Source organism: Herbaspirillum sp. AP02, from assembly GCF_015767275.1.
GTDB lineage: Bacteria > Pseudomonadota > Gammaproteobacteria > Burkholderiales > Burkholderiaceae_D > Herbaspirillum.
In genome coordinates, this window is the sequence record NZ_JADWMY010000008.1 from 181,383 (window position 1) to 200,794 (window position 19,412).

General features: G+C 64.5%; 13 protein-coding genes. 4 read left to right on the plus strand and 9 right to left on the minus strand.

The genetic code is table 11. The features are described from left to right. Positions 1–114 precede the first annotated feature (114 nt). Positions 115–2,367 (minus strand): arginine/lysine/ornithine decarboxylase, encoded by a 2,253-nt coding sequence (locus I5R65_RS17015; protein ID WP_180669021.1) that lies wholly within the window; start codon positions 2,365–2,367, stop codon positions 115–117. Between the two features lie 192 nt (positions 2,368–2,559). Beyond that, positions 2,560–3,054, minus strand: coding sequence for a dihydrofolate reductase (locus I5R65_RS17020; RefSeq protein WP_180669022.1), 495 nt, complete (start codon positions 3,052–3,054; stop codon positions 2,560–2,562). Between the two features lie 414 nt (positions 3,055–3,468). On the opposite strand from I5R65_RS17020, the gene I5R65_RS17025 reads away from it, so the two are divergent. From I5R65_RS17025 to I5R65_RS17040, 4 genes are all read left to right on the plus strand, one after another. After that, entirely contained in the window at positions 3,469–5,094 is a 1,626-nt protein-coding gene (locus tag I5R65_RS17025) for a glucan biosynthesis protein G (protein WP_231395216.1), read from the plus strand. After that, positions 5,067–7,697 (plus strand): glucans biosynthesis glucosyltransferase MdoH, encoded by a 2,631-nt coding sequence (gene mdoH / locus I5R65_RS17030; RefSeq protein WP_180669023.1) that lies wholly within the window; start codon positions 5,067–5,069, stop codon positions 7,695–7,697. Before I5R65_RS17025 ends, mdoH begins: the two co-directional genes overlap by 28 nt. An 84-nt stretch (positions 7,698–7,781) precedes the next feature. Next, positions 7,782–8,993 (plus strand): efflux RND transporter periplasmic adaptor subunit, encoded by a 1,212-nt coding sequence (locus tag I5R65_RS17035; protein ID WP_180669024.1) that lies wholly within the window; start codon positions 7,782–7,784, stop codon positions 8,991–8,993. 75 nt (positions 8,994–9,068) lie between these two features. Continuing rightward, the gene (locus I5R65_RS17040) at positions 9,069–10,547 is read left to right on the plus strand and encodes an efflux transporter outer membrane subunit (RefSeq protein ID WP_231395217.1); all 1,479 of its coding nucleotides are present in this window, start codon (positions 9,069–9,071) and stop codon (positions 10,545–10,547) included. A 10-nt stretch (positions 10,548–10,557) separates the two neighbouring features. On the opposite strand, the gene I5R65_RS17045 is transcribed toward I5R65_RS17040, so the two are convergent. The 7 genes from I5R65_RS17045 to I5R65_RS17075 all read right to left on the minus strand — a co-directional run bounded on the left by I5R65_RS17045 (position 10,558) and on the right by I5R65_RS17075 (position 19,368). Beyond that, positions 10,558–11,619 (minus strand): nitronate monooxygenase family protein, encoded by a 1,062-nt coding sequence (locus I5R65_RS17045; protein ID WP_180669025.1) that lies wholly within the window; start codon positions 11,617–11,619, stop codon positions 10,558–10,560. A 60-nt stretch (positions 11,620–11,679) separates the two neighbouring features. After that, entirely contained in the window at positions 11,680–12,651 is a 972-nt protein-coding gene (locus I5R65_RS17050; protein WP_180669026.1) for a thymidylate synthase, read from the minus strand. 139 nt (positions 12,652–12,790) lie between these two features. Next, positions 12,791–13,723 (minus strand): 3-keto-5-aminohexanoate cleavage protein, encoded by a 933-nt coding sequence (locus I5R65_RS17055; RefSeq protein WP_180669027.1) that lies wholly within the window; start codon positions 13,721–13,723, stop codon positions 12,791–12,793. Positions 13,724–14,177: 454 nt separating this feature from the next. Continuing rightward, positions 14,178–15,107 (minus strand): 3-hydroxyacyl-CoA dehydrogenase, encoded by a 930-nt coding sequence (locus I5R65_RS17060; RefSeq protein ID WP_180669028.1) that lies wholly within the window; start codon positions 15,105–15,107, stop codon positions 14,178–14,180. A gap of 9 nt (positions 15,108–15,116) precedes the next feature. Then, the gene (locus I5R65_RS17065; protein WP_180669029.1) at positions 15,117–15,902 is read right to left on the minus strand and encodes an SDR family oxidoreductase; all 786 of its coding nucleotides are present in this window, start codon (positions 15,900–15,902) and stop codon (positions 15,117–15,119) included. A 39-nt stretch (positions 15,903–15,941) separates the two neighbouring features. Then, positions 15,942–18,464: a branched-chain amino acid ABC transporter ATP-binding protein/permease gene (locus tag I5R65_RS17070; protein WP_180669030.1), complete on the minus strand. Its 2,523-nt coding sequence runs from the start codon at positions 18,462–18,464 to the stop codon at positions 15,942–15,944. 28 nt (positions 18,465–18,492) lie between these two features. Beyond that, the gene (locus I5R65_RS17075) at positions 18,493–19,368 is read right to left on the minus strand and encodes a branched-chain amino acid ABC transporter permease (protein WP_180669031.1); all 876 of its coding nucleotides are present in this window, start codon (positions 19,366–19,368) and stop codon (positions 18,493–18,495) included. Between the last annotated feature and the right edge of the window lie 44 nt (positions 19,369–19,412).

The window sequence follows — 19,412 nt, forward strand, 5'->3', positions numbered from 1 at the left end:
ATACGCGGCAGAGCCGCTACTCAGTCCGAACGGGAGTGGGTATGTCGATCCCGAAAAGAAAACAGCCGATGCCTTCGCAGGCATCGGCTGTTTTTTTACGTTCAGCGCTGAGGCTTATTGCTTGACGCAATCCACGAAGTAATCGCGGCGGCCGTTGACTTCGCGCTTGACTAGACCGTGCACGTCGGTTTCGAAGCCGGGGAATTTCTCGTTGAAATCGCGGGCGAACTTCAGGTAATCGACGATGGTCTTGTTGAAGATTTCGCCCGGGATCAGCAGCGGAATGCCCGGAGGATACGGGGTCAGCAGGATGGAGGTGACGCGGCCTTCCAGTTCGTCCAGGGGAACGCGCTCGATCTCGCGGTGTGCCATCTTGGAGAAAGCGTCCGAGGGCTTCATGGCCGGTTGCATGTCCGAGAGATACATCTCGGTGGTCAGGCGGGCCACGTCGTAGGCACGGTAGGTCTCGTGGATCTGCTGGCACAAGTCGCGCAGGCCCAGACGCTCGTAGCGCGGATTGCGCTGGGCAAACTCGGGCAGGATGCGCCAGATCGGGGCGTTCTTGTCGTAGTCGTCCTTGAACTGCTGCAGGGCGGTCACCAGCGTGTTCCAGCGGCCCTTGGTGATGCCGATGGTGAACATGATGAAGAAGGAGTACAGGCCGCACTTTTCCACGATCACGCCGTGCTCGGCCAGGTACTTGGTCACGATCGAGGCCGGGATGCCGGTTTCGCCGAACTGGCCGTCCAGCGCCAGGCCCGGGTTGACGATGGTGGCCTTGATCGGGTCGAGCATGTTGAAGCCCGGCGCCAGGTTGCCGAAGCCGTGCCAGGTGTCTTCTGCCTTGATGACCCAGTCTTCGCGCTCGCCGATGCCGTCCTCGGCAAACTTGTCCGGACCCCAGACCTGGAACCACCAGTCATTGTCGAATTCCTGGTCGATCTTCTTCATGGCGCGGCGGAAGTCCAGCGCCTCGAGGATGCTTTCTTCCACCAGGGAGGTACCGCCGGGGGCTTCCATCATGGCCGCGGCGACGTCGCAGGAGGCGATGATCGAGTACTGCGGCGAGGTCGAGGTATGCATCAGGAAGGCTTCGTTGAAGGCATCCTCGTCCAGCTTCACGGTTTCCGATTCGCGCACCAGCACCTGCGAGGCTTGCGACAGGCCGGCCAGCAACTTGTGCGTCGACTGGGTGGCGAAGATCATCGACTTCTTGGCGCGCGGACGATCCTTGCCGATGGCGTGCATGTCCTTGTAGAAGTCGTGGAAGGTGGCGTGCGGCAGCCAGGCTTCGTCGAAGTGCAGGGTGTCGATTTCCCCGTCGAGCATTTCGCGCAGGGTTTCGACGTTGTAGACCACGCCGTCGTAGGTCGATTGCGTGATGGTCAGGATGCGCGGCTTCTTGTTCTTGGCTTCGCGGGCAAAGGGGTTGGCTTCGATCTTGCGCTGGATGCTTTCCAGGGTGAACTCTTCCAGCGGGATCGGGCCGATGATGCCGAGGTGGTTGCGGGTAGGCATCAGGAACACGGGGATCGCGCCGGTCATGATGATCGAGTGCAGGATGGACTTGTGGCAGTTGCGGTCCACCACCACGATGTCGCCCGGCGCCACGGTCGAGTGCCAGACCATCTTGTTGGAGGTCGAGGTACCGTTGGTGACGAAGTAGCAGTGGTCGGCGTTGAAGATGCGCGCGGCATTGCGTTCCGAATTGGCGACCGGGCCGGTGTGGTCCAGCAGCTGGCCCAGTTCTTCCACGGCGTTGCAGACATCGGCGCGCAGCATGTTCTCGCCGAAGAACTGGTGGAACATCTGGCCCACCGGCGACTTCAGGAAGGCCACGCCGCCCGAGTGGCCGGGGCAGTGCCAGGAGTAGGAACCATCGTTGGCGTATTCCACCAGCGCGCGGAAGAACGGCGGCGCCAGGCCATCGAGGTAGGACTTGGCTTCGCGGATGATGTGGCGGGCCACGAATTCCGGGGTGTCCTCGAACATGTGGATGAAGCCATGCAGTTCGCGCAGCACATCGTTGGGGATGTGGCGCGAGGTGCGGGTCTCACCGTAGAGGTAGATGGGGATGTCGGCGTTCTTGTGGCGGATTTCCCTGACGAAGGCGCGCAGGGCCTTCAGGGCGTGGTCGGTTTCCTCGTCGGAGCCGGCACCCATTTCCTCGTCGTCGATGGACAGGATGAAGGCCGAGGCGCGCGACTGCTGCTGTGCGAACTGGGCCAGGTCGCCGTAGCTGGTCACGCCCAGCACTTCCATGCCTTCTTCCTGGATGGCGTCGGCCAGGGCGCGGATGCCCAGGCCGGACGTGTTTTCGGAGCGGAAGTCTTCGTCAATGATGACGATGGGGAATCGGAATTTCATGGAATTCTCCAGGCTTCGCGCGCGTGGGGCGCCGTGTCGGCGGACGCGCGCAGGGGTGAAAAGAAGAGCGCCTGGGCTGGCAGTGCTTGCGCGCCGGAAAAAATGAAAGCGGGATTGTCGCAGATATGCGCTAAAGAGGTGCGCAGTTTAAGCAAAAACGGGAAAAAACAACAGCCGCTGTCCAGACCCGTTTCAACGTCTTTGGTACGTCACAAAAGCGTAGTCCAATCCGGAAGTTTCGGAGTGGTGTTCCTCCCGCGCCGTCTCCTGCCAGCGCTGCTCGTCGATGGCCGGGAAGAAGGCGTCGCAGTCGAAGCTGGCGGCGATGCGGGTGATGATGAGGCGGTCCACCAGCGGCAATGCTTCGGCATAGACCTGGGCACCACCGATGATGAAGGCCGGTGCGTCCCCGGCCAGGGCGGCAGCCTCCTGCAGCGAGGCCGCCGTTTCCACCCCGGCGTGTTGCCAGTCGGCATTGCGGGTGATGACGATGTTGCGACGATTGGGCAGCGGCCGACCGATCGATTCGAAGGTCTTGCGGCCCATCAGGATGGCATGCCCCGAGGTGGTGCGCTTGAAGTGGGCCAGGTCTTCCGGCAGGCGCCAGGGCAGGGTGTTGTTGATGCCGATGCCGTTGTTGAGGTCGGTGGCGACGACGATGGTGAGCTGGCCGGAAGGTGTGGTCATGCGGATGCGTTCTTGCCTGAATGGAGTGGAAGGTGGTCGGGGCCGCTCAAATCAGTCTGGACTGGTCTGATTGGCCTGGGTGGCCCTGAATCGGTCGCAGCGGGCGGGCCATGGGCCGGTGACGATTTCTTCAGACGCATAATGTTACAGCAGCCATGCTGCGGCACGGAACTTTCTGCACCTGCACCTGCCCTTATACCTGACACCGGCAGCCGCAAGGCCTCGTCAGCGGCCTGTCTGCCAGTAGCGGTATTTCATTCCGGCAACATCGCTGGCATTGCCCGGAAATGCCGGAACCATGCCATCGCCCTGCGAACTTGCGAACAATCCCCGCCACATTTGGGTAAACTAGCGCCTGCTTTCCAGTTCGGCGCAGCCCAGAGCGTCAGCCGGGGCTCTTAACCAGAAAATTGCATGTCAGACAAAACAATAATGCTGCTTCACACCACCTCCGGGCCTGGCGCGGGACCATCGTCCCCGACCAGCACCGCACGATCGACCTGGTGGCGCCGTCTGGCCGCGCCCGCAACCCTCGCCGGTCTGCTGGCGCTGGCCTTGCCGCAAGCCGCCCTGGCCTTCGATTTCAATACCGTTGCCGCACGCGCCAAGGCGCTGGCCGGCAAGTCCTACAAGAAACCCGCCGATGACCTGCCCAAGTCGCTCAAGGACCTGAGCTACGAGCAGGCCAGCCAGATCTACTTCCGCGACGACAAGTCATGGTGGCGTGCCCAGAAGCTGCCTTTCGAGCTGTCCTTCATCCACCTCGGCGCCAGCTATACCGAACCGGTCAAGGTCAATGAAGTGGTCGGCGACGCCGTGCGCGAGATCCATTTCAATCCGGCCTTGTTCGACTACAACGCCAGCCGCGGCGTCGATCCACGTACCCTGCGCAATATCGGCTTTGCCGGTTTCCGCATCCGCTTCCCGCTGAATTCGCCCAAGGTCAAGGATGACGTGCTGACCTTCCACGGCGCCAGCTACTTCCGCGCCATGGGCCGCGGCCAGAGCTATGGCCTGTCGGCGCGTGGCCTGGCGATCGATACGGCACTCTATTCGGGGGAGGAATTCCCGCGCTTCACCGAGTTCTGGCTGGAACGTCCCTCGGGCGACGCCAAGGAACTGGTGATCTATGCGTTGCTCGATTCGCCCCGCGCCACCGGTGCCTACCGCTTCGTGCTCAAGCCGGGCGTCGATACCGTGATGGACGTCAAGGCCCAGCTCTACCTGCGCAGCAACGTCACCAAGCTGGGCATTGCCCCGCTGACCAGCATGTTCCTGTTCGGCGAGAACCAGCCTGGCCCGTCCGACGACTTCCGTCCGGAAGTGCATGACTCGGACGGCCTGTCGATGCAGTCCGGCACCGGTGAATGGTTGTGGCGTCCGCTGGTGAACCCCAAGCGGCTGCTGGTGACGTCCTTCTCCTTCGACAATCCGCTGGGCTTTGGTCTGATGCAGCGTGATCGCAGCTTCTCGCACTACGAAGACCTGGACTACAACTACCAGGCCCGCCCCAGCGCCTGGGTCGAGCCCAAGGGCAAGTGGGGTTCGGGCCGGGTGGAACTGGTGCAGATTCCCACGCCTGACGAGACCAACGACAACATCGTGGCCTATTGGATTCCCAACACGCTGCCCAAGCCGGGCCAGCCGTTCAATGTGGAATACCGCCTGTCCTGGCAGAAGGACAATGAAAAGCGTCCGCCGCTGGCCTATGTCACGCAGACCCTGTTCGGTCACGGTTATCGGCCCAAGCAGGAAGCCAAGGCCGACGAGGTACAGCAACTGGCCATCGATTTCGATGGTGGCAGTCTCAAGAAGCTGCCGGCCAATGCCCGCGTGGAAGGCGTGATCGAGGCCGATGCCAACGGCAAGCTGGCCAGCGTGACGACCCGCAAGAATGAAATGACCGGCGGCTGGCGCGTGGAAGTCAAGCTGCGCCGGCTGGAAGAAAACAAGCCCGTCGAGCTGCGCGGTTTCCTGCGCAATGCCAATGGCGGCACAACCTTGTCTGAAACGTGGAGCTACATATTACCCCCCAACTAAGGCAGACTTCGGCAGCCTCGCAGGCGCTCGAGGATTACCTCGCGCGCCTGCCGCTGTCGCCTGAACAACGCCACGACCTGGCGGCGCGGGCGGGTGCGATCGGCTCCGGTGATCCGGTGGCTGACCTGCACCGCGTGCTGGCCGAGGCTTCCGGGCGCGATGTGCAACTTGTTGCAGCCGCTGCACAGGCATCGGTGGATGCACGCTTGCGCCTGATGTATCCGCAGACCGATACCACTGACGATACCCACGTCGGCGGCGCTGTGCCGCCCATCGACGAGGCGCGCGGCCAGCCGCGCATTCCGGTCGGACCGCCCATGCACCGCAGGTCCATGGTGCCGCGTCCCTGGGGTGAGCTCAATCCGTTTTCGCGCTGGGTGGAGGAAGAAAACCGCCGGCTGGAGCGTCGCCCCAGCCGCTGGCGTCGCGCCCGCAAGGGCCGCGCCAAGGTGGCCGAGCCGGTGCCGGCAGCGGTGGATGACGAACCGCGTTACATCGAAGATCATCTGGACCAATCCGAGGCACCCGATCCCAAGGGCCACTGGCAGCACACCGGCAACGTACGCCGCATCACGCTGCTGGTGCTGATGGTGCTGCAGACCTCGATGGCCACCTATTTCATGAGCGACGTGCTGCCCTACCACGGTACCAAGCCGCTGGAGATGGTGGTGCTGTTCCTGTTCGGTCTGTTGTTCCTGTGGGTATCGGCCGGCTTCTGGACGGCCATGACCGGCTTCCTGGTGCTCATGCGCGGAGACGACAAATACCTGATCTCGCACGAGAAGGCCGGCAACACCGAGATTGCGAAAGAAGCGCGCACCGCCATCGTCATGCCCATCTGCAACGAGGATGTGGCACGCGTCTTTGCCGGCCTGCGGGCGACCTACGAGTCGCTGGAGCGCACTGGCCAGATCGCGCATTTCGATTTCTTCATCCTCTCCGACAGCGGCGAAGCCGACATCTGCGCGGCCGAAACCGCTGCGTGGAATCGCCTGTGCCGCGAGACCGGTGGTTTCGGGCGCATCTTCTATCGCCACCGGCGCCGCCGCGTCAAGCGCAAGAGCGGCAACCTGGATGACTTCTGCCGTCGCTGGGGCGCCGATTACCGCTACATGGTGGTGCTGGACGCCGACAGCGTCATGACCGGCGAATGCCTGACCAAGCTGACCCGCCTGATGGAAGCCCATCCTGGCGCCGGCATCATCCAGACCGCGCCGCGCGCGGCCGGACGCGACACCCTGTATGCCCGCATCCAGCAGTTCTCGACCCGCGTCTATGGTCCGCTGTTCACTGCCGGCCTGCATTACTGGCAACTGGGCGAATCGCACTTCTGGGGCCACAACGCCATCATCCGTCTGCAGCCCTTCATGAAGTACTGCGCGCTGGCGCCGCTGCCGGGCAAGGGTAACCTGTCCGGGCCGATCATGTCGCACGACTTCGTCGAGGCCTCACTGATGCGGCGCGCCGGCTGGTCGGTGTGGATCGCCTACGACCTCGACGGCAGCTACGAGGAAATGCCGCCCAACCTGCTCGACGAACTGAGCCGTGACCGTCGCTGGTGCCAGGGCAACCTGATGAACTTCCGCCTGTTCCTGGCGCGTGGCATGCATGTGGTACACCGTGCCGTGTTCGTCACCGGCGTGATGGCCTATGTTTCGGCGCCGCTGTGGGGGCTGTTCCTGATCCTGTCCACGGTATTGCTGGCCGCGCACACGCTGATCGATCCGCAATACTTCACGGCGCCGCGCCAGCTGTTCCCGATCTGGCCCGAATGGCATCCGGAAAAGGCCCTGGCGCTGGTCTCGGCCACCGCCACCATCCTGTTCCTGCCCAAGATCCTGGCGGTATTGCTGTTCGCGGTGAAGGGCGCGCGTGGCTTCGGCGGCGCGCTGGCCCTGTTCCTGAGCATGGTGATCGAACTACTGTTCTCGATGGCGCTGGCGCCGGTGCGCATGCTGTTCCACACCCGCTTCGTCATGGGCGCTTTCCTGGGCTGGAACGCGGGCTGGAAGTCGCCCCCGCGAGCCGACAATGAAACCGGTTGGGGCGAGGCGCTGCGTCGCCATGGCTGGCATTCGCTGCTGGGCGTGGCCTGGGGCGCACTGGTGTACTGGCTCAACCCCTCCTTCATCTGGTGGCTGATCCCGATTGCGGGCTCGCTGGCGGTTTCGGTGCCGGTGTCGGTGCTGTCCTCGCGGGTCACCTTTGGCCGTGGTTTCCGTCGCGCCGGTTTGTTCAAGATTCCGGAAGAGACCTCGCCGCCGTTCGAATTGCGCGAGACCGTCCGTCATCACCAGGAAACACCTGCGCTACCGGGCTTCGTCGAGGCCGTGGTCGACCCGTCCTTCAATGCCCTGGTCTGCGCCACCGCGCATGCCCATCCGCAGGTGCCGCAACTCACGCAACATCTGCGCGAGAAGCTGGTGCGCAGTGCCCTGAAGGACGGACCGGACGCACTGAACGACAAGCAGAAGAACAGCATCCTGGAAGAACCAGGCCTGCTGTCGCAACTGCACCAGGCGGTCTGGAGCGGCGTGCCGGAAGTCCATTCGGACTGGCGCCGCGCTATGGCGCAGCAGGTACCGATGGCGCTGGCCGCCTGAGGGGGCGGGCAGCACCGGGACGGCCGATGAAATTCGGCCGTCATCATTTTCTGAGATCATCTTCAGCGTTTGCCACGAGCGACCATGACCGAGCCGCAAGACCAACTTCCGCACGCCATCCCGACTTCCCACATCCCTGCCCGACAGAAGGCGTGGTGGAGCGGGGTCGCGCTGGTGCTGCTGCTGGGTGGCGGTTACTGGCTGTATTCGCGGCAGCAGCCGCCACCGGCGCCGCCCAAGCCGATCCCGGTCAAGCTGGAGACGGTCACCGTTGAACGGGCCGACCTGGAACAGGTGGTCAATGCCACCGGCAATGTGGTGGCGCAGGATTACGTGGATGTAGGCTCCAAGGTGGCTGGCCAGCTGTCGGACGTCGACGTGGTCATTGGTGAAGCCGTCAAGGCCGGTCGCCTGCTGGCCACGGTGGCTCCCGCCGTGCAGAGCAGCCGCATCGAGAACAACCGCGCCACGCTGGCGCGACTCAAGGCCGAGCTGGCCGGACAGAATGCCCAGCTCGACTTCGCCCAATTGCAGTTCCAGCGCCAGACCCAGCTCAAGGCCGAGAACGCCACCCGCGAGGAATCCTATGAGTCCAGCCGCATGAACATGTATGCGGCGGCGGCACGGGTGGATGCCACCAACGCCCAGATCCAGCAGACCGAGGCTTCCATCCGGGAGGATGAAGCGGTGCAGAAGCAGACCCGCATCGAAGCACCCGTCAGCGGCACCATCGTGACGCTCAATGCACGCGCCGGCCAGATGGTAGGTGCCAACCAGGAAGCCCTGATGCGCATTGCCGACCTGTCGCGCATGACGGTTCAGGTACCGGTGTCGGAAGAAGACGTCACCCGCCTGCAAAAGGGCATGACCGCCTACTTCACCACACCCGGCTATCCCGGCAAGCGCTGGAGCGGCAAGCTGCGCCAGATCATGCTGCTGCCCACCGACGACTCCGGGCGGCAGGGCAAGAAGGCTTTCTATACGGTACTCTTCGATGTGGCCAATCCCAGTCGCGAGCTGATGAGCGGCATGAGTGCCGATGTCTATTTCGTGCTGGCCCGGGCTGAACATGTGCCCACCATCCCGCGTACGCTGGTGACCAAGCCCGGCATGGATGGCACCCAGACGGTGAAAGTGGTGCTGCAGGATGGCAAGCTGGAAAGCCGCAAGATCAAGATCGGCATCCGCGATGGCGAGCGCGCCCAGGTGCTGTCGGGCCTGAAGGAAGGCGAGCAGGTGCTGTTGCCGGCCAATCCGCCGGCCCCTGCGGCTGCCGCGACCGCAGCGGCACGCTAGCCGCCAGGCATGTTGTACCGTGGAGGTCGCGCCGGGGAGGGCGGCCTTGTTTTCCTGTTTCGATGCACACGACCCATGAGATTGCCTAGCCCGACTCCGCCTGTTTCCGATCTGCTGCCCCGCCTGGTGCGGCTGGCGCTGGCCGTCTCGCTGGCACTCTCCCTGGGCGCCTGCGTTACGCCCCAGGTGCAGACCGATCCCATTCTCGAAATGCAGGTGCCCGACAAGTGGGGCGGCGGCGCCTCCGCCGACGTGGCCCATGCCGAACAGTTGTGGCCCGATACCGACTGGTGGAAGCAGTTCGGCAGCGGTGAGTTGTCCGAGCTGGTGCAGGAGGGCCAGCGCAACAACTACGAAATCGCCGCGGCCTTCTCCCGCATCAAGCAGGCCGAGGCCCAGGCCCGCATTGCCGGGGCACCGCTGTTGCCCAATGTGGGCCTGAATGCTGGCGCCAGCCGCGAAATGCCGATCTCCGGGGGTACTCCCTCCAACGCCGCCAATGCCAGCCTGCAGATCAGCTACGAAATCGATTTCTGGGGCAAGAACCGCGCCGGGGTCGAAGCCGCCGAAGCCACCCTGCGCGCCAATCGCTACGACCGCGAAACGGTGGCCCTGACCGTCACCAGCGGCATTGTCTCCACCTATCTGCAGGTGCTGTCACTGCGCGACCGCCTGGGGATCGCACGCCAGAACGTCAACAATGCCGAACGCGTGCTGCGCCTGGTGGAGGCGCAAAGCCGCGCCGGCTCGGCCTCGCCGCTGGACCTGGCGCGCCAGCGTTCGGCCCTGGCCAACCAGCGCCAGCTGATCCCCGACCTGCAGCAGCAGGAGCAGGACGCGCAGACGGCGTTGGCCATCCTGCTGGGTCGCCCGCCGCAGAATTTCAAGGTCGAGGAAAAAGGCCTGGGCGCGATCCAGATGCCGCGCATCTCGGCCGGCCTGCCCTCCGAACTGCTGACCCGCCGGCCCGACATCCGCCGTGCCGAAGCCAATCTGGCTGCCGCCAATGCCAACGTCGCCGTGGCCCGGGCCTCGCTGTTCCCCAGTATCACGCTGACCGGCTCCACCGGCGCGCAGAGCAATGCGTTGCTGTCCTTGTTCGATGGTCCCAACCTGTTCGCCAACCTCGGCGCCGGCCTGATCGCGCCCATCTTCGATGGCGGCAATCTGCGCAACCAGCGTGCCCTGGCTGAGGCCCAGAAGGAAGAGCTGGTGCAGGTCTATCGGCAGCGGGTGATCACCTCGCTGTCCGAGGTGGAGAAGGCCCTGGGCGCGATCCGCAGCCTGGAAGAACGGTACCGCCTGAAGGTGGGAGAAGTGGAGCAGGCGCGCTTCGCCTTCGAGCTGGCCGAGATTCGTTATCGTGCCGGTGCCGAAGACCTGCTGGTGGTGCTCGACACCCAGCGCACCCTCTCCGAAGCCCAGAACCAGTTGGGTCAGATCAAGCTGCAGCGGCTGCAGGCGACTGTCTCGCTGTACAAGGCCCTGGGCGGCGGCTGGCAGGACAAGCAGGTACCGGGGGATACCGGCACTGCCACCGCCACCGTATCCTGAACGGCGGTGGTCAGGCCGTGGCCTGCCACTCCTTCACCAGCACCTGCACCAGTTCGGCCACGGTCAGCCCGTCGCGGATCAGTGCCGCACCTTGCCCGGCCCAGTGGGCCCCGAATTCGTGGACATCCCTGGCCACCGCCATCGCATTGAGCTGCTTGCCGGCGTCATAGGCGGCCGGATAGGCCGGAATCGGCGGCGCGGTGGGGGTATCGATTTCCTGCATGAAGCGATTGACGATGCCGCGTGCACGGCGGCCTGAAATGGCGGCTGTCACGCGCGTGTGCCGGGCGCGCTCGCTCTTGAGCAGGGCCCGATAGGCGGCATTGGCACCGGACTCGCGGGTGAGCAGGAAGGCGGTTCCCATCTGCACCGCCTGCGCGCCCAGTTGCAGGGCGGCGGCGATGCCCTTGCCATCCATGATGCCGCCGGCCGCAATCACCGGCAGGCGGCTTTGCTGCGCCAGCAGACGCACCAGGGCGAAGGTCCCGATCTCCTCATCCTTGTCCTGGTCGAAGATGCCGCGATGGCCACCGGCCTCGATGCCTTGTGCCACGATGGCATCGATCCCGGCGGCTTCGATCTGGCGTGCCTCGTCCAGGCAGGTGGCGCTGGCCATCAGGAATACGCCGGCCTGCTTGAGGGACTGGATCACCGCAGCCGATGGCAGGCCGAAGTGGAAACTGACCACCTTGGGCGGCTGTTCCAGCATCAGTTGCTGCATCCCGGTATCGACCTTGAAACTCTGGTAGATCTCCTTCAAGGGCAGCGTGATGCTGCCGCCGAATTCATCCAGATGGCCTTGCAGGTGCTGCAGCCAGGCCGCATCCCGGGTCGCATCTAGGTGCGCCGGTTGATGGCAAAAGACATTGACGTTGAAGGGCTTGGCCGTGAGCGCCTGCAACTGTGCCAGCGCCTCGCGGGCCTGTGCCACGCTGGAGGCGCCCAGCGCCAGCGAACCCAGGGCACCGGCATTGGAGGCGGCGGCGGCCATGGTCACGGTGGAGCTGCCGGCCATCGGCGCCTGGATGATGGGATGGGCCAGGCCCAGTCGTTGCAGCAGGGGGGTAGGCATGCGTCTCTCCCGAAGCGCGCACCGACCGGCGCACTGCCGGTGGCGGCATGCGCAGGTGGTTCAGACCGCCATGGGGGCGGTCAGGGGGGCGTGGTGCTGGTAGTTTTCCAGCGAGAAGTCGGAGGGCTCGATCTGCTCCAGCCATTGCGGTGCGTACTCGCCAGTCTTGGCGAAGTCCGGTACGCGGTCGGAAATGAGCAGTTGCGGCAGCGGGTAGGGCTCGCGGGTCAACTGTTCCTTGACCATCTCGATATGGTTTTCGTAGATGTGGGCATCGCCCACGAAGTAGCTGAACCAGCGCGGCTTGTAGCCGGTCAGGCGCGCTACCAGATGCAGCAGTGCCGCCGCTTCGGCCAGGTTGAAGGGCGTGCCCAGGCCGATGTCGTTGCTGCGCACGTACAGGCAGAGCGAGATTTCCCCGGTGTTCTGGTTGGGCAGGAACTGGTACAGCAGGTGGCAGGCGGGCAGGGCGATCTCGTCGAGCACCGCGCAATTCCAGCCATGGAACAGGATGCGGCGGCTGCCGGGATTCTTGACGATGGTGTCCAGGCAGTCGCGCAACTGGTCCACCGCCTTGTACAGCAGCACCTTGTCCACGCCGTCATCCTGCAGGGTGGAGACGATGCTGAAGCCCTTGCCGCGGGCGGCGTCGATCTGCGCACTGTGCGCGGCGTCGATCAACTTGTAGGCCGGCCACTGGCGCCATTGCACGCCATACACCGGTCCCAGGTCGTCGGTGCCGGTACGGAAGGGATTGGCCAGCCAATCGGCGTTTTCATTGGCGTTCTGGTCCCAGACCTTGCAGCCCAGGGCGCGGAAGTCGGCGGCGCTGCGCGTGGCGCGCAGGAAGCCGCACAGTTCGCCCACTACCGACTTGAAGGCCAGGCGCTTGGTGGTCACCGCCGGGAAGCCCTTCTGCAGGTCGAAGCGCATCATTGCGCCGGGGATGCTGAGGGTGCGGATGCCGGTGCGGTTGTCTTGCCAGGAGCCGTTCTCGAGCACGTCCTGGATGAGGTCTTGGTATTGTTTCATTGCAATATTTCGAGTGCTGGCCACTGGCCGAGGGATGCGGGATTGTAGCGCATCGACAGGGCAAGCACTCGACCGGCGGGGGCCTTGGCATGGCGTCAATGACGAAACGCCAAGGCCTGCCCGCTGCGGGTGGTGGCGCTCAGAAGCCGACGTTCTGGCCGCCCTTGAGTTTCAGCATGGCGCGGGCGTCGTCGGGGCTGGCCACTTCCAGCGAAAGCGCTTCGATGACCGTGCGGATGCGGCGGACCTGGTCGGCATTGCTCTTGGCCAGGTTGCCGGGGCCGTCCCAGAGCGAGTCTTCGAGACCCACGCGGGTGTGGCCGCCCATGGCCGCCGACATGGTGGCGATCGGGATCTGTCCGCGGCCGGCGCCCAGTACGGACCAGTAGTAGTCCTCGCCGAAGAGGCGGTCGGCGGTGCGTTTCATGTGCATCACGTCTTCGACGTCGTTGCCGATGCCGCCGCGCAGGCCGAAGACGGACTGGATCAGGAAGGGGGGCTTGATCAGGCCACGGTCGATGAAGTGGGCGGCGGTGTAGAGGTGGCCGATGTCGTAGCACTCGATTTCGAAGCGGGTCTGGTTGGCGCTGCAGGATTCGAGGATGTAGGCGATGTCCTTGAAGGTGTTGCGGAAGATGCGGTCGTCGGAGCCTTCGAGGTAGGGGCGTTCCCAGTCGTATTTGAAGTCCTTGAAGCGGTTCAGCATTTCGTACAGGCCGAAGTTCATGGAGCCCATGTTGAGGGAGGCGACTTCGGGTTTGAGCTGCAGTGCGGGTTGCAGGCGTTCTTCTACGCCCATGGTGGGGGCGCCGCCGGTGGTGAGGTTGATGACGACGTTGGAGCGGGCTTTGATCTGGGGGAGGAATTTGCGGAATTCGTCGGGGTCCTGGGTGGGTTTGCCGTTGTGTGGGTCGCGGGCGTGGAGGTGGACGATGGCGGCGCCGGCTTCGGCGGCGGCTAATGCTTCGTCCCTGATCTGCTCGGGGGTGATGGGCAGGTGGGGGGACATCGAGGGGGTGTGGATGGCGCCTGTGACTGCGCAGGTGATGATGACTTTCTTGGGCTTGGCCATGGTGTGTGCTCCTTTGATGTTGGTTGTGCTTTTGGGGTGCTTTGCTGTCTTGCTTTGTGTTGTTGTGTTTTGTTTTGTTTCTTGGGTAGTCTTGTCTTGCTGACTATTTTCGCTCTAGCTTAATGCTTTTCTCTCTCCGGTCGCAGGGGAGCGCCGGGGGCGGCCCGGCAGCCGCTCACTTTCTTTGGCCCGCCAAAGAAAGTAAGCAAAGAAAACGGCCCCCAAGAGCCAGCCCTCCTGCGGAGGGTGCCCGCCGGAGCGAAGCAGCAAGTGGGAAAAATAGAGTCGCTTCGCTCCCACTATTTTTCTGATCCACTTGCCGCTTCACTCCGGCGGCTGGCTCCCAAGGGGGAAAGCGTGTCCGGCTCGCCTTCGGCCTCGCAGGGGGCTCGCCTTCGGCTTCGTGGTGCTCTTGCCTGCTTCGGCTTTGCTTCTTTGTTCGCTTCTTTGTTTGCTATTTTTGCTTGCGCTTGTGCGCAATCAATCCCATCAGTCTGTTGTCGCGCCAGCGGGCGCGCTCGCCTAGCTGGTCTGTGGGTAGGGCGGTGCGTCGCTCTGCTTCAATGCGTTCCAGGGTCTCGCTGTTCCATTCATTGGGAGCTTGTGTCTTCGCTACGTCGCGGTAGGTGTGGCCGTAGCGGCGGGCATAGTCTAGTACGCCTTCGGGGGCGTTCAGGTCGATGGTTTCGAATGGGCCCATGAAGGACCAGCGCAGGCCTAGGCCGTCCTTCAAGACCTTGTCGAGATCGGCGGCGGAGGCGTAGCCGTTTTCGTAGAGGTTGAGGGCTTCGTTCAGTACCGCGCCCTGGATGCGGTTGAGCAGGAAGCCGGTGATTTCCTTGTTCAGGACCACCGGGGATTGGCCGGCGCGGGTGTAGATGTCGCGGGCGCGTTCGACCGTGGCGGCAGAGGTCCAGGGGGCCGGGGCGAGTTCGACCAGGGGGACCAGGTAGGGCGGGTTGACGGGGTGGGCGACCAGGATGCGGTCGCGTCCGGGCAGGTGCTCCGAGAAGGCGGAGGTGGGGATCCACGAGGTGGAGCTGGTGAGGATGGTCCGCGGGGCGGCCAGGCTGTCCATCTCGGCGAAGATGGCGCGTTTGACGTCTACCGTTTCCTTGACGTTTTCCTGGACCAGGATGGCGTCCTGCAGGGCGGCGGCGAGGCTGTCTGCCGTGTGGATGCGGGCCAGCACGGTCTGCGGTGTTTCGTCGATCAGGCCATGGCTGGCGAGGTCGGCCAGGTTGTCCTGCAGCAGTTGCCGGCAACCCTGCAGGGCTTGCGGGACGGCGTCCCACAGGTCCACCCGGTAGCCGGCGCGGGCGAAGACGATGGCCCAGGCGCGGCCGATCAGGCCGGCGCCGATGACAGCGATCTTTTCACTCATGACGGCTCCTTAGCTCAATACTTCGACATTGCCGCATACCGACAGGCTGCGTCCGCTGATGGAGGCGCCGGCCGGGGAGCAGATGAAGAGGATCTGGTTGGCAATGTCTTGCGCCGTGACCATCTTGCGCAGCGAGACCTTGGAGAGCAGGCGTTGGCGCATTTCTTCATGGTCGATGCCATAGGCCTCTGCCTTGGCGGCGACGATGCGCTCCTGGCGGGCACCTTCGACCACGCCCGGCAGCACGGCATTGACGCGGATGTTGGACGGCCCCAGTTCGATGGCCCAGGTTTCGGTCAGGCCGATGACGCCGTACTTGGAGGCCGAGTACGGCGTGCGCAGGGCAAAGCCCAGGCGGCCGGCGACGGAGGAGATGTTGACGATGGAGCCGCCGCCGTTCTTCTTCAGCATCGGCACGGCGCGCCGGGTGCAGAGGAAGGGGCCGGTGAGGTTGACGGCGATGGTCTGGTCCCAGCCGGACAATTCGACGTCTTCCACCGGCAGGGTGGGGCCGGCGATGCCGGCGTTGTTGACCAGTACATCCAGTACGCCACCCCAGCGCTGGCTGAGGTCGGCGAACATGGCATCGACCTGGCTCTCGCTGGTGACGTCGGTCAGGCTGTAGCTCACGGGGGCGCCGGCGAACTGGCTGCGGGCGCTGGCGAGGAAGTCTTCGCTGACGTCACAGATGTGGACGTGGGCGCCGGCCTCGACGAAGGCGGCGGTGATGGCCAGGCCGATGCCCTGGGCGCCGGCGGTGACGATGACTTTCTGGTCTTTCAGATTCAGGTCCATGGTGCTGTGTCCTTGTTGCGGGGAGGGGAGAGTGCTGGCTCAGAGCCAGAGGATTTTCTTGCGATAGGCCAGGTCGGTCAGCAGCGGTTCGGCCGGTCCGGTGTGGAAGACGGCGCCGCGCTCCAGGGCGAAGACGCGGTCGGCCAGGGCCAGCACCAGATCCAGGTTGTGTTCGACGATGACGATGGAGACCTCGCGTCGCAACTGGTCGAAGACGGTGAACAGTTCCTGCACCACGGCCGGGGCCAGGCCTTCGAAGGGCTCGTCCAACAACAGCAGCTTGACGTTGCCCGACAGCGCCCGGGCCACCGCCACCATCTGTTGTTCACCACCGGAGAGGAAATCGGCGTGGGTGTGCAGACGTTCCTTCAGGCGCGGGAAGTATTGCAAGATCTTTTCTTCACTCCAGGCCACGCCGTTGCTGCTGTCGTTCTTGCGCGCCAGTCGGCCCAGCGCCAGGTTCTCGGCTACCGTCATGCCGGCGAACAGGCCGCGCCCTTGCGGCACGTAGCCGATGCCCAGGCGGGCGATGTCGGGGGCGGACAGTCCGGCGATGTCGCGACCGTCATAGCGGATGGTGCCGGAGGCCGGGCGCAGCAGGCCGGTGAGGGTCTTGAGCAGGGTGGACTTGCCGGCGCCGTTGCGGCCCAGCAGGGCAACGATCTCGCCCTGCCGGACTTCCAGGCTGGCGTCATTGAGGATGTGGCTCTTGCCGTAGTAGGCATTGACACCTTCGAAGGCCAGCAACTGCGCCCGTTCCTGCGCATCGACGCTGCTGCGACCAGTGACCGGCGGGGTGCCGTGACCGGTGTAGATTTCCTGCACGCGCTGGTCGGCGCGGGCCTGTTCGGGTGTGCCGGCCATCAGTACGCTGCCCTGGTTCATCACGGTGACCTGGTGCGAGAAACCCAGCACGCGGTCGATGTCGTGTTCCACGATCAGCACCGGGATGTTGGCGGCGATGATCTGCACCAGCCGCGAGACCCGTTCACGTTCGGCCGCGGCCAGGCCGGCCAGGGGTTCGTCCATCAGCAGCACCTGGGGCTTGGAGCCCAGGGCGATGCCCAGGTCCACCAGCCGTTGCCCGCCGTAGGAGAGGGCGCCGCCTTCGATCTCGTCGATGCCCTTGAGGCCGAGGAAGCGCATCAGTTCGGCGGTCTCGGCATGGATCTCGGGATAGCTGTCGATATCGCGCCACATGTTGTAGCGTGCCGCATGCCGGGCCTGCAGCGACAGCCGCAGGTTTTCGTAGATCGACAGGCCCTTGAAGAGATTGGTGATCTGGAATGAGCGCGCCAGACCGCGCTGGCAAATCTCGCTGGGCGGCAGGCCGTGGATGGGCTGGCCGTTGAGTAGCACGCTGCCGCCATGTGGGGCGAACATGCCGGAGATCAGGTTGAAGGTGGTGGTCTTGCCGGCGCCGTTGGGACCGATCAGGGCGTGGATTTCACCTGCATGCAGCGCGATCTGCGCATTCTTGACGGCCTGGATGCCGCCGAAGCGGATTTCGATGTCGCGGGCTTCCAGTACCACGCCCTGCCGGGGCGGCGGTTGCAGGAAGTCCGGCAGTGGCAGGCCATCGACGATCTGGCGTGCGCTCATCGCAGCGCCCACTTCGGCCGGTGGCTTGAGGCGACGCTGCAGCTGGCGCCAGATGCCGACCAGCCCGGTCGGCGAGAACAGAATGAAACCGACGAAGGCCAGACCAAACCAGAGCAGCCAGTTCTCGGTCCAGATCGACAGGCATTCGCGGAACAGGATGTAGAACAACGCGCCCAGCGCCGGCCCGAGGAAGCTGCGCATGCCACCGATCACCACCATTGCCAGCAGTTCGCCGGAGAAGGCCACCGAGGTCGGTTCGGCCGAGGCGAAACGATGGTGGAAGGCCAGCAGAGCACCGGCCAGGCCGGTGACGGTGGCCGAGATGATGAACATCTGCAGTTTGTAGACGATGGTGGCGTAACCCTGGAAGCGCGCCCGCTGCTCATTTTCGCGGATGGCGACGATGGTGTGGCCGAACGGCGAGCGGATCAGCCGGTGCAGGCAGTAGAGCACGGCGAAGGCGATCAGGCTGACGAAGACCAGGTAGGCCAGCGACTGGTCCAGGTCGATGCCGGCAACCACCGGCCGCACGATGCCGCCCAGTCCGGATTCACCGCCGGTGAAGTCGGTCCAGCGGAAGGCTACCGCGAAGGTCAGCGCGGACAGCGCCAACGTCAGCAGCGAGAAATACACGCCGCGCCGGCGCAGGATCAAAAAGCCCACCAGTGCCGCGCAAACCGCGATGAAGGCGACGGTGAACAGCAGCGGCAGCACGATCTGGCCGGGGAACCAGTATTTCTGCGACAGCGCGGCTGCATAGGCGCCCACCCCGAACCAGGCGCCGTGACCGAACGAGGTCAGGCCGGTATAGCCCACCAGCAGGTTCAAGCCCATGGCGGCGATGGCATAGATGACCACGTCGGTGGCCGAGGTGGTGGTCAGGCCCAGCAATGGCAGCAGCAGGGGCGTGATGACCAGCGCGGCAGCGCCGATCCACAGGGATTGGTGTTTCGGATTCATGGAGAGCATAGGGTTCATGGCCGCGGTCTCATTCGAAGCGTTCGATGCGCTCGCCCAACAGGCCGCGCGGACGGAAGATCAATACCAGCAGCATCAGCAGGTACATCGAGGCCTCGCCGGCCGGGGCATAGAACTGGATGGTGATGCCGCGTACCACGCCCACCAGCACGGCGGCCAGCACCACACCCCAGAAGCTGCCCAGGCCGCCGATGACCACTACCACGAAGGCAGCCGTCATGATCTCGGCGCCCATGGCCGGCTGCACCCCCGAGATCGGCGCGAACAGCACCCCGGCCAGCGCGGCCAGGCCGACGCCCAGCATGACGATGGCCGTCATGTAGGGCTGCAGGCGGATGCCCAGTACCGCCACCATGTCGGGCTTCTGCACACCGGCACGCACCACGCGGCCGAAGGAGGTCTTGTTGAGCAGCAGCCAGATCAGCGTCAGCGCCACGATCACGATGGCCAGCATCAGCAGGCGGTAGCGCGAGTACATGAAGTCACCCACCATGACCTGGCCCTTGAAGGCCGCCGGGATCGAGGCGGGTAGCGGCGAAGCGCCCCACAGGATACGGATCAGCTGTTCCGCCACCATCGACAGGCCGAAGGTCAGCAAGAGTCCCAGGATGGGATCGGCCGAATAGAAACGGCGTAGCAGGAAGCGTTCGAACAGGATGCCCAGCAGCGCCACCAGCAGTGGCGAGATGAAGACCGCACCGGTGAATCCCAGGTGCTTGGTGATCTCCACGGCGAGATAGGCGCCGATGGCATAGAAGGCGCCGTGCGCCAGGTTGACGATGCCGCCCAGGCTGAAGATCAGCGACAGCCCCAGCGCGATCAGCAGGTAATAGCCGCCGACCAGCAATCCGTTGAGGATTTGTTCCAGCAGGAAAACGATTTGCATTGCAACTCCGGCCCGAGGTCTGGCGAAAGTGGGGCGACCGGCGG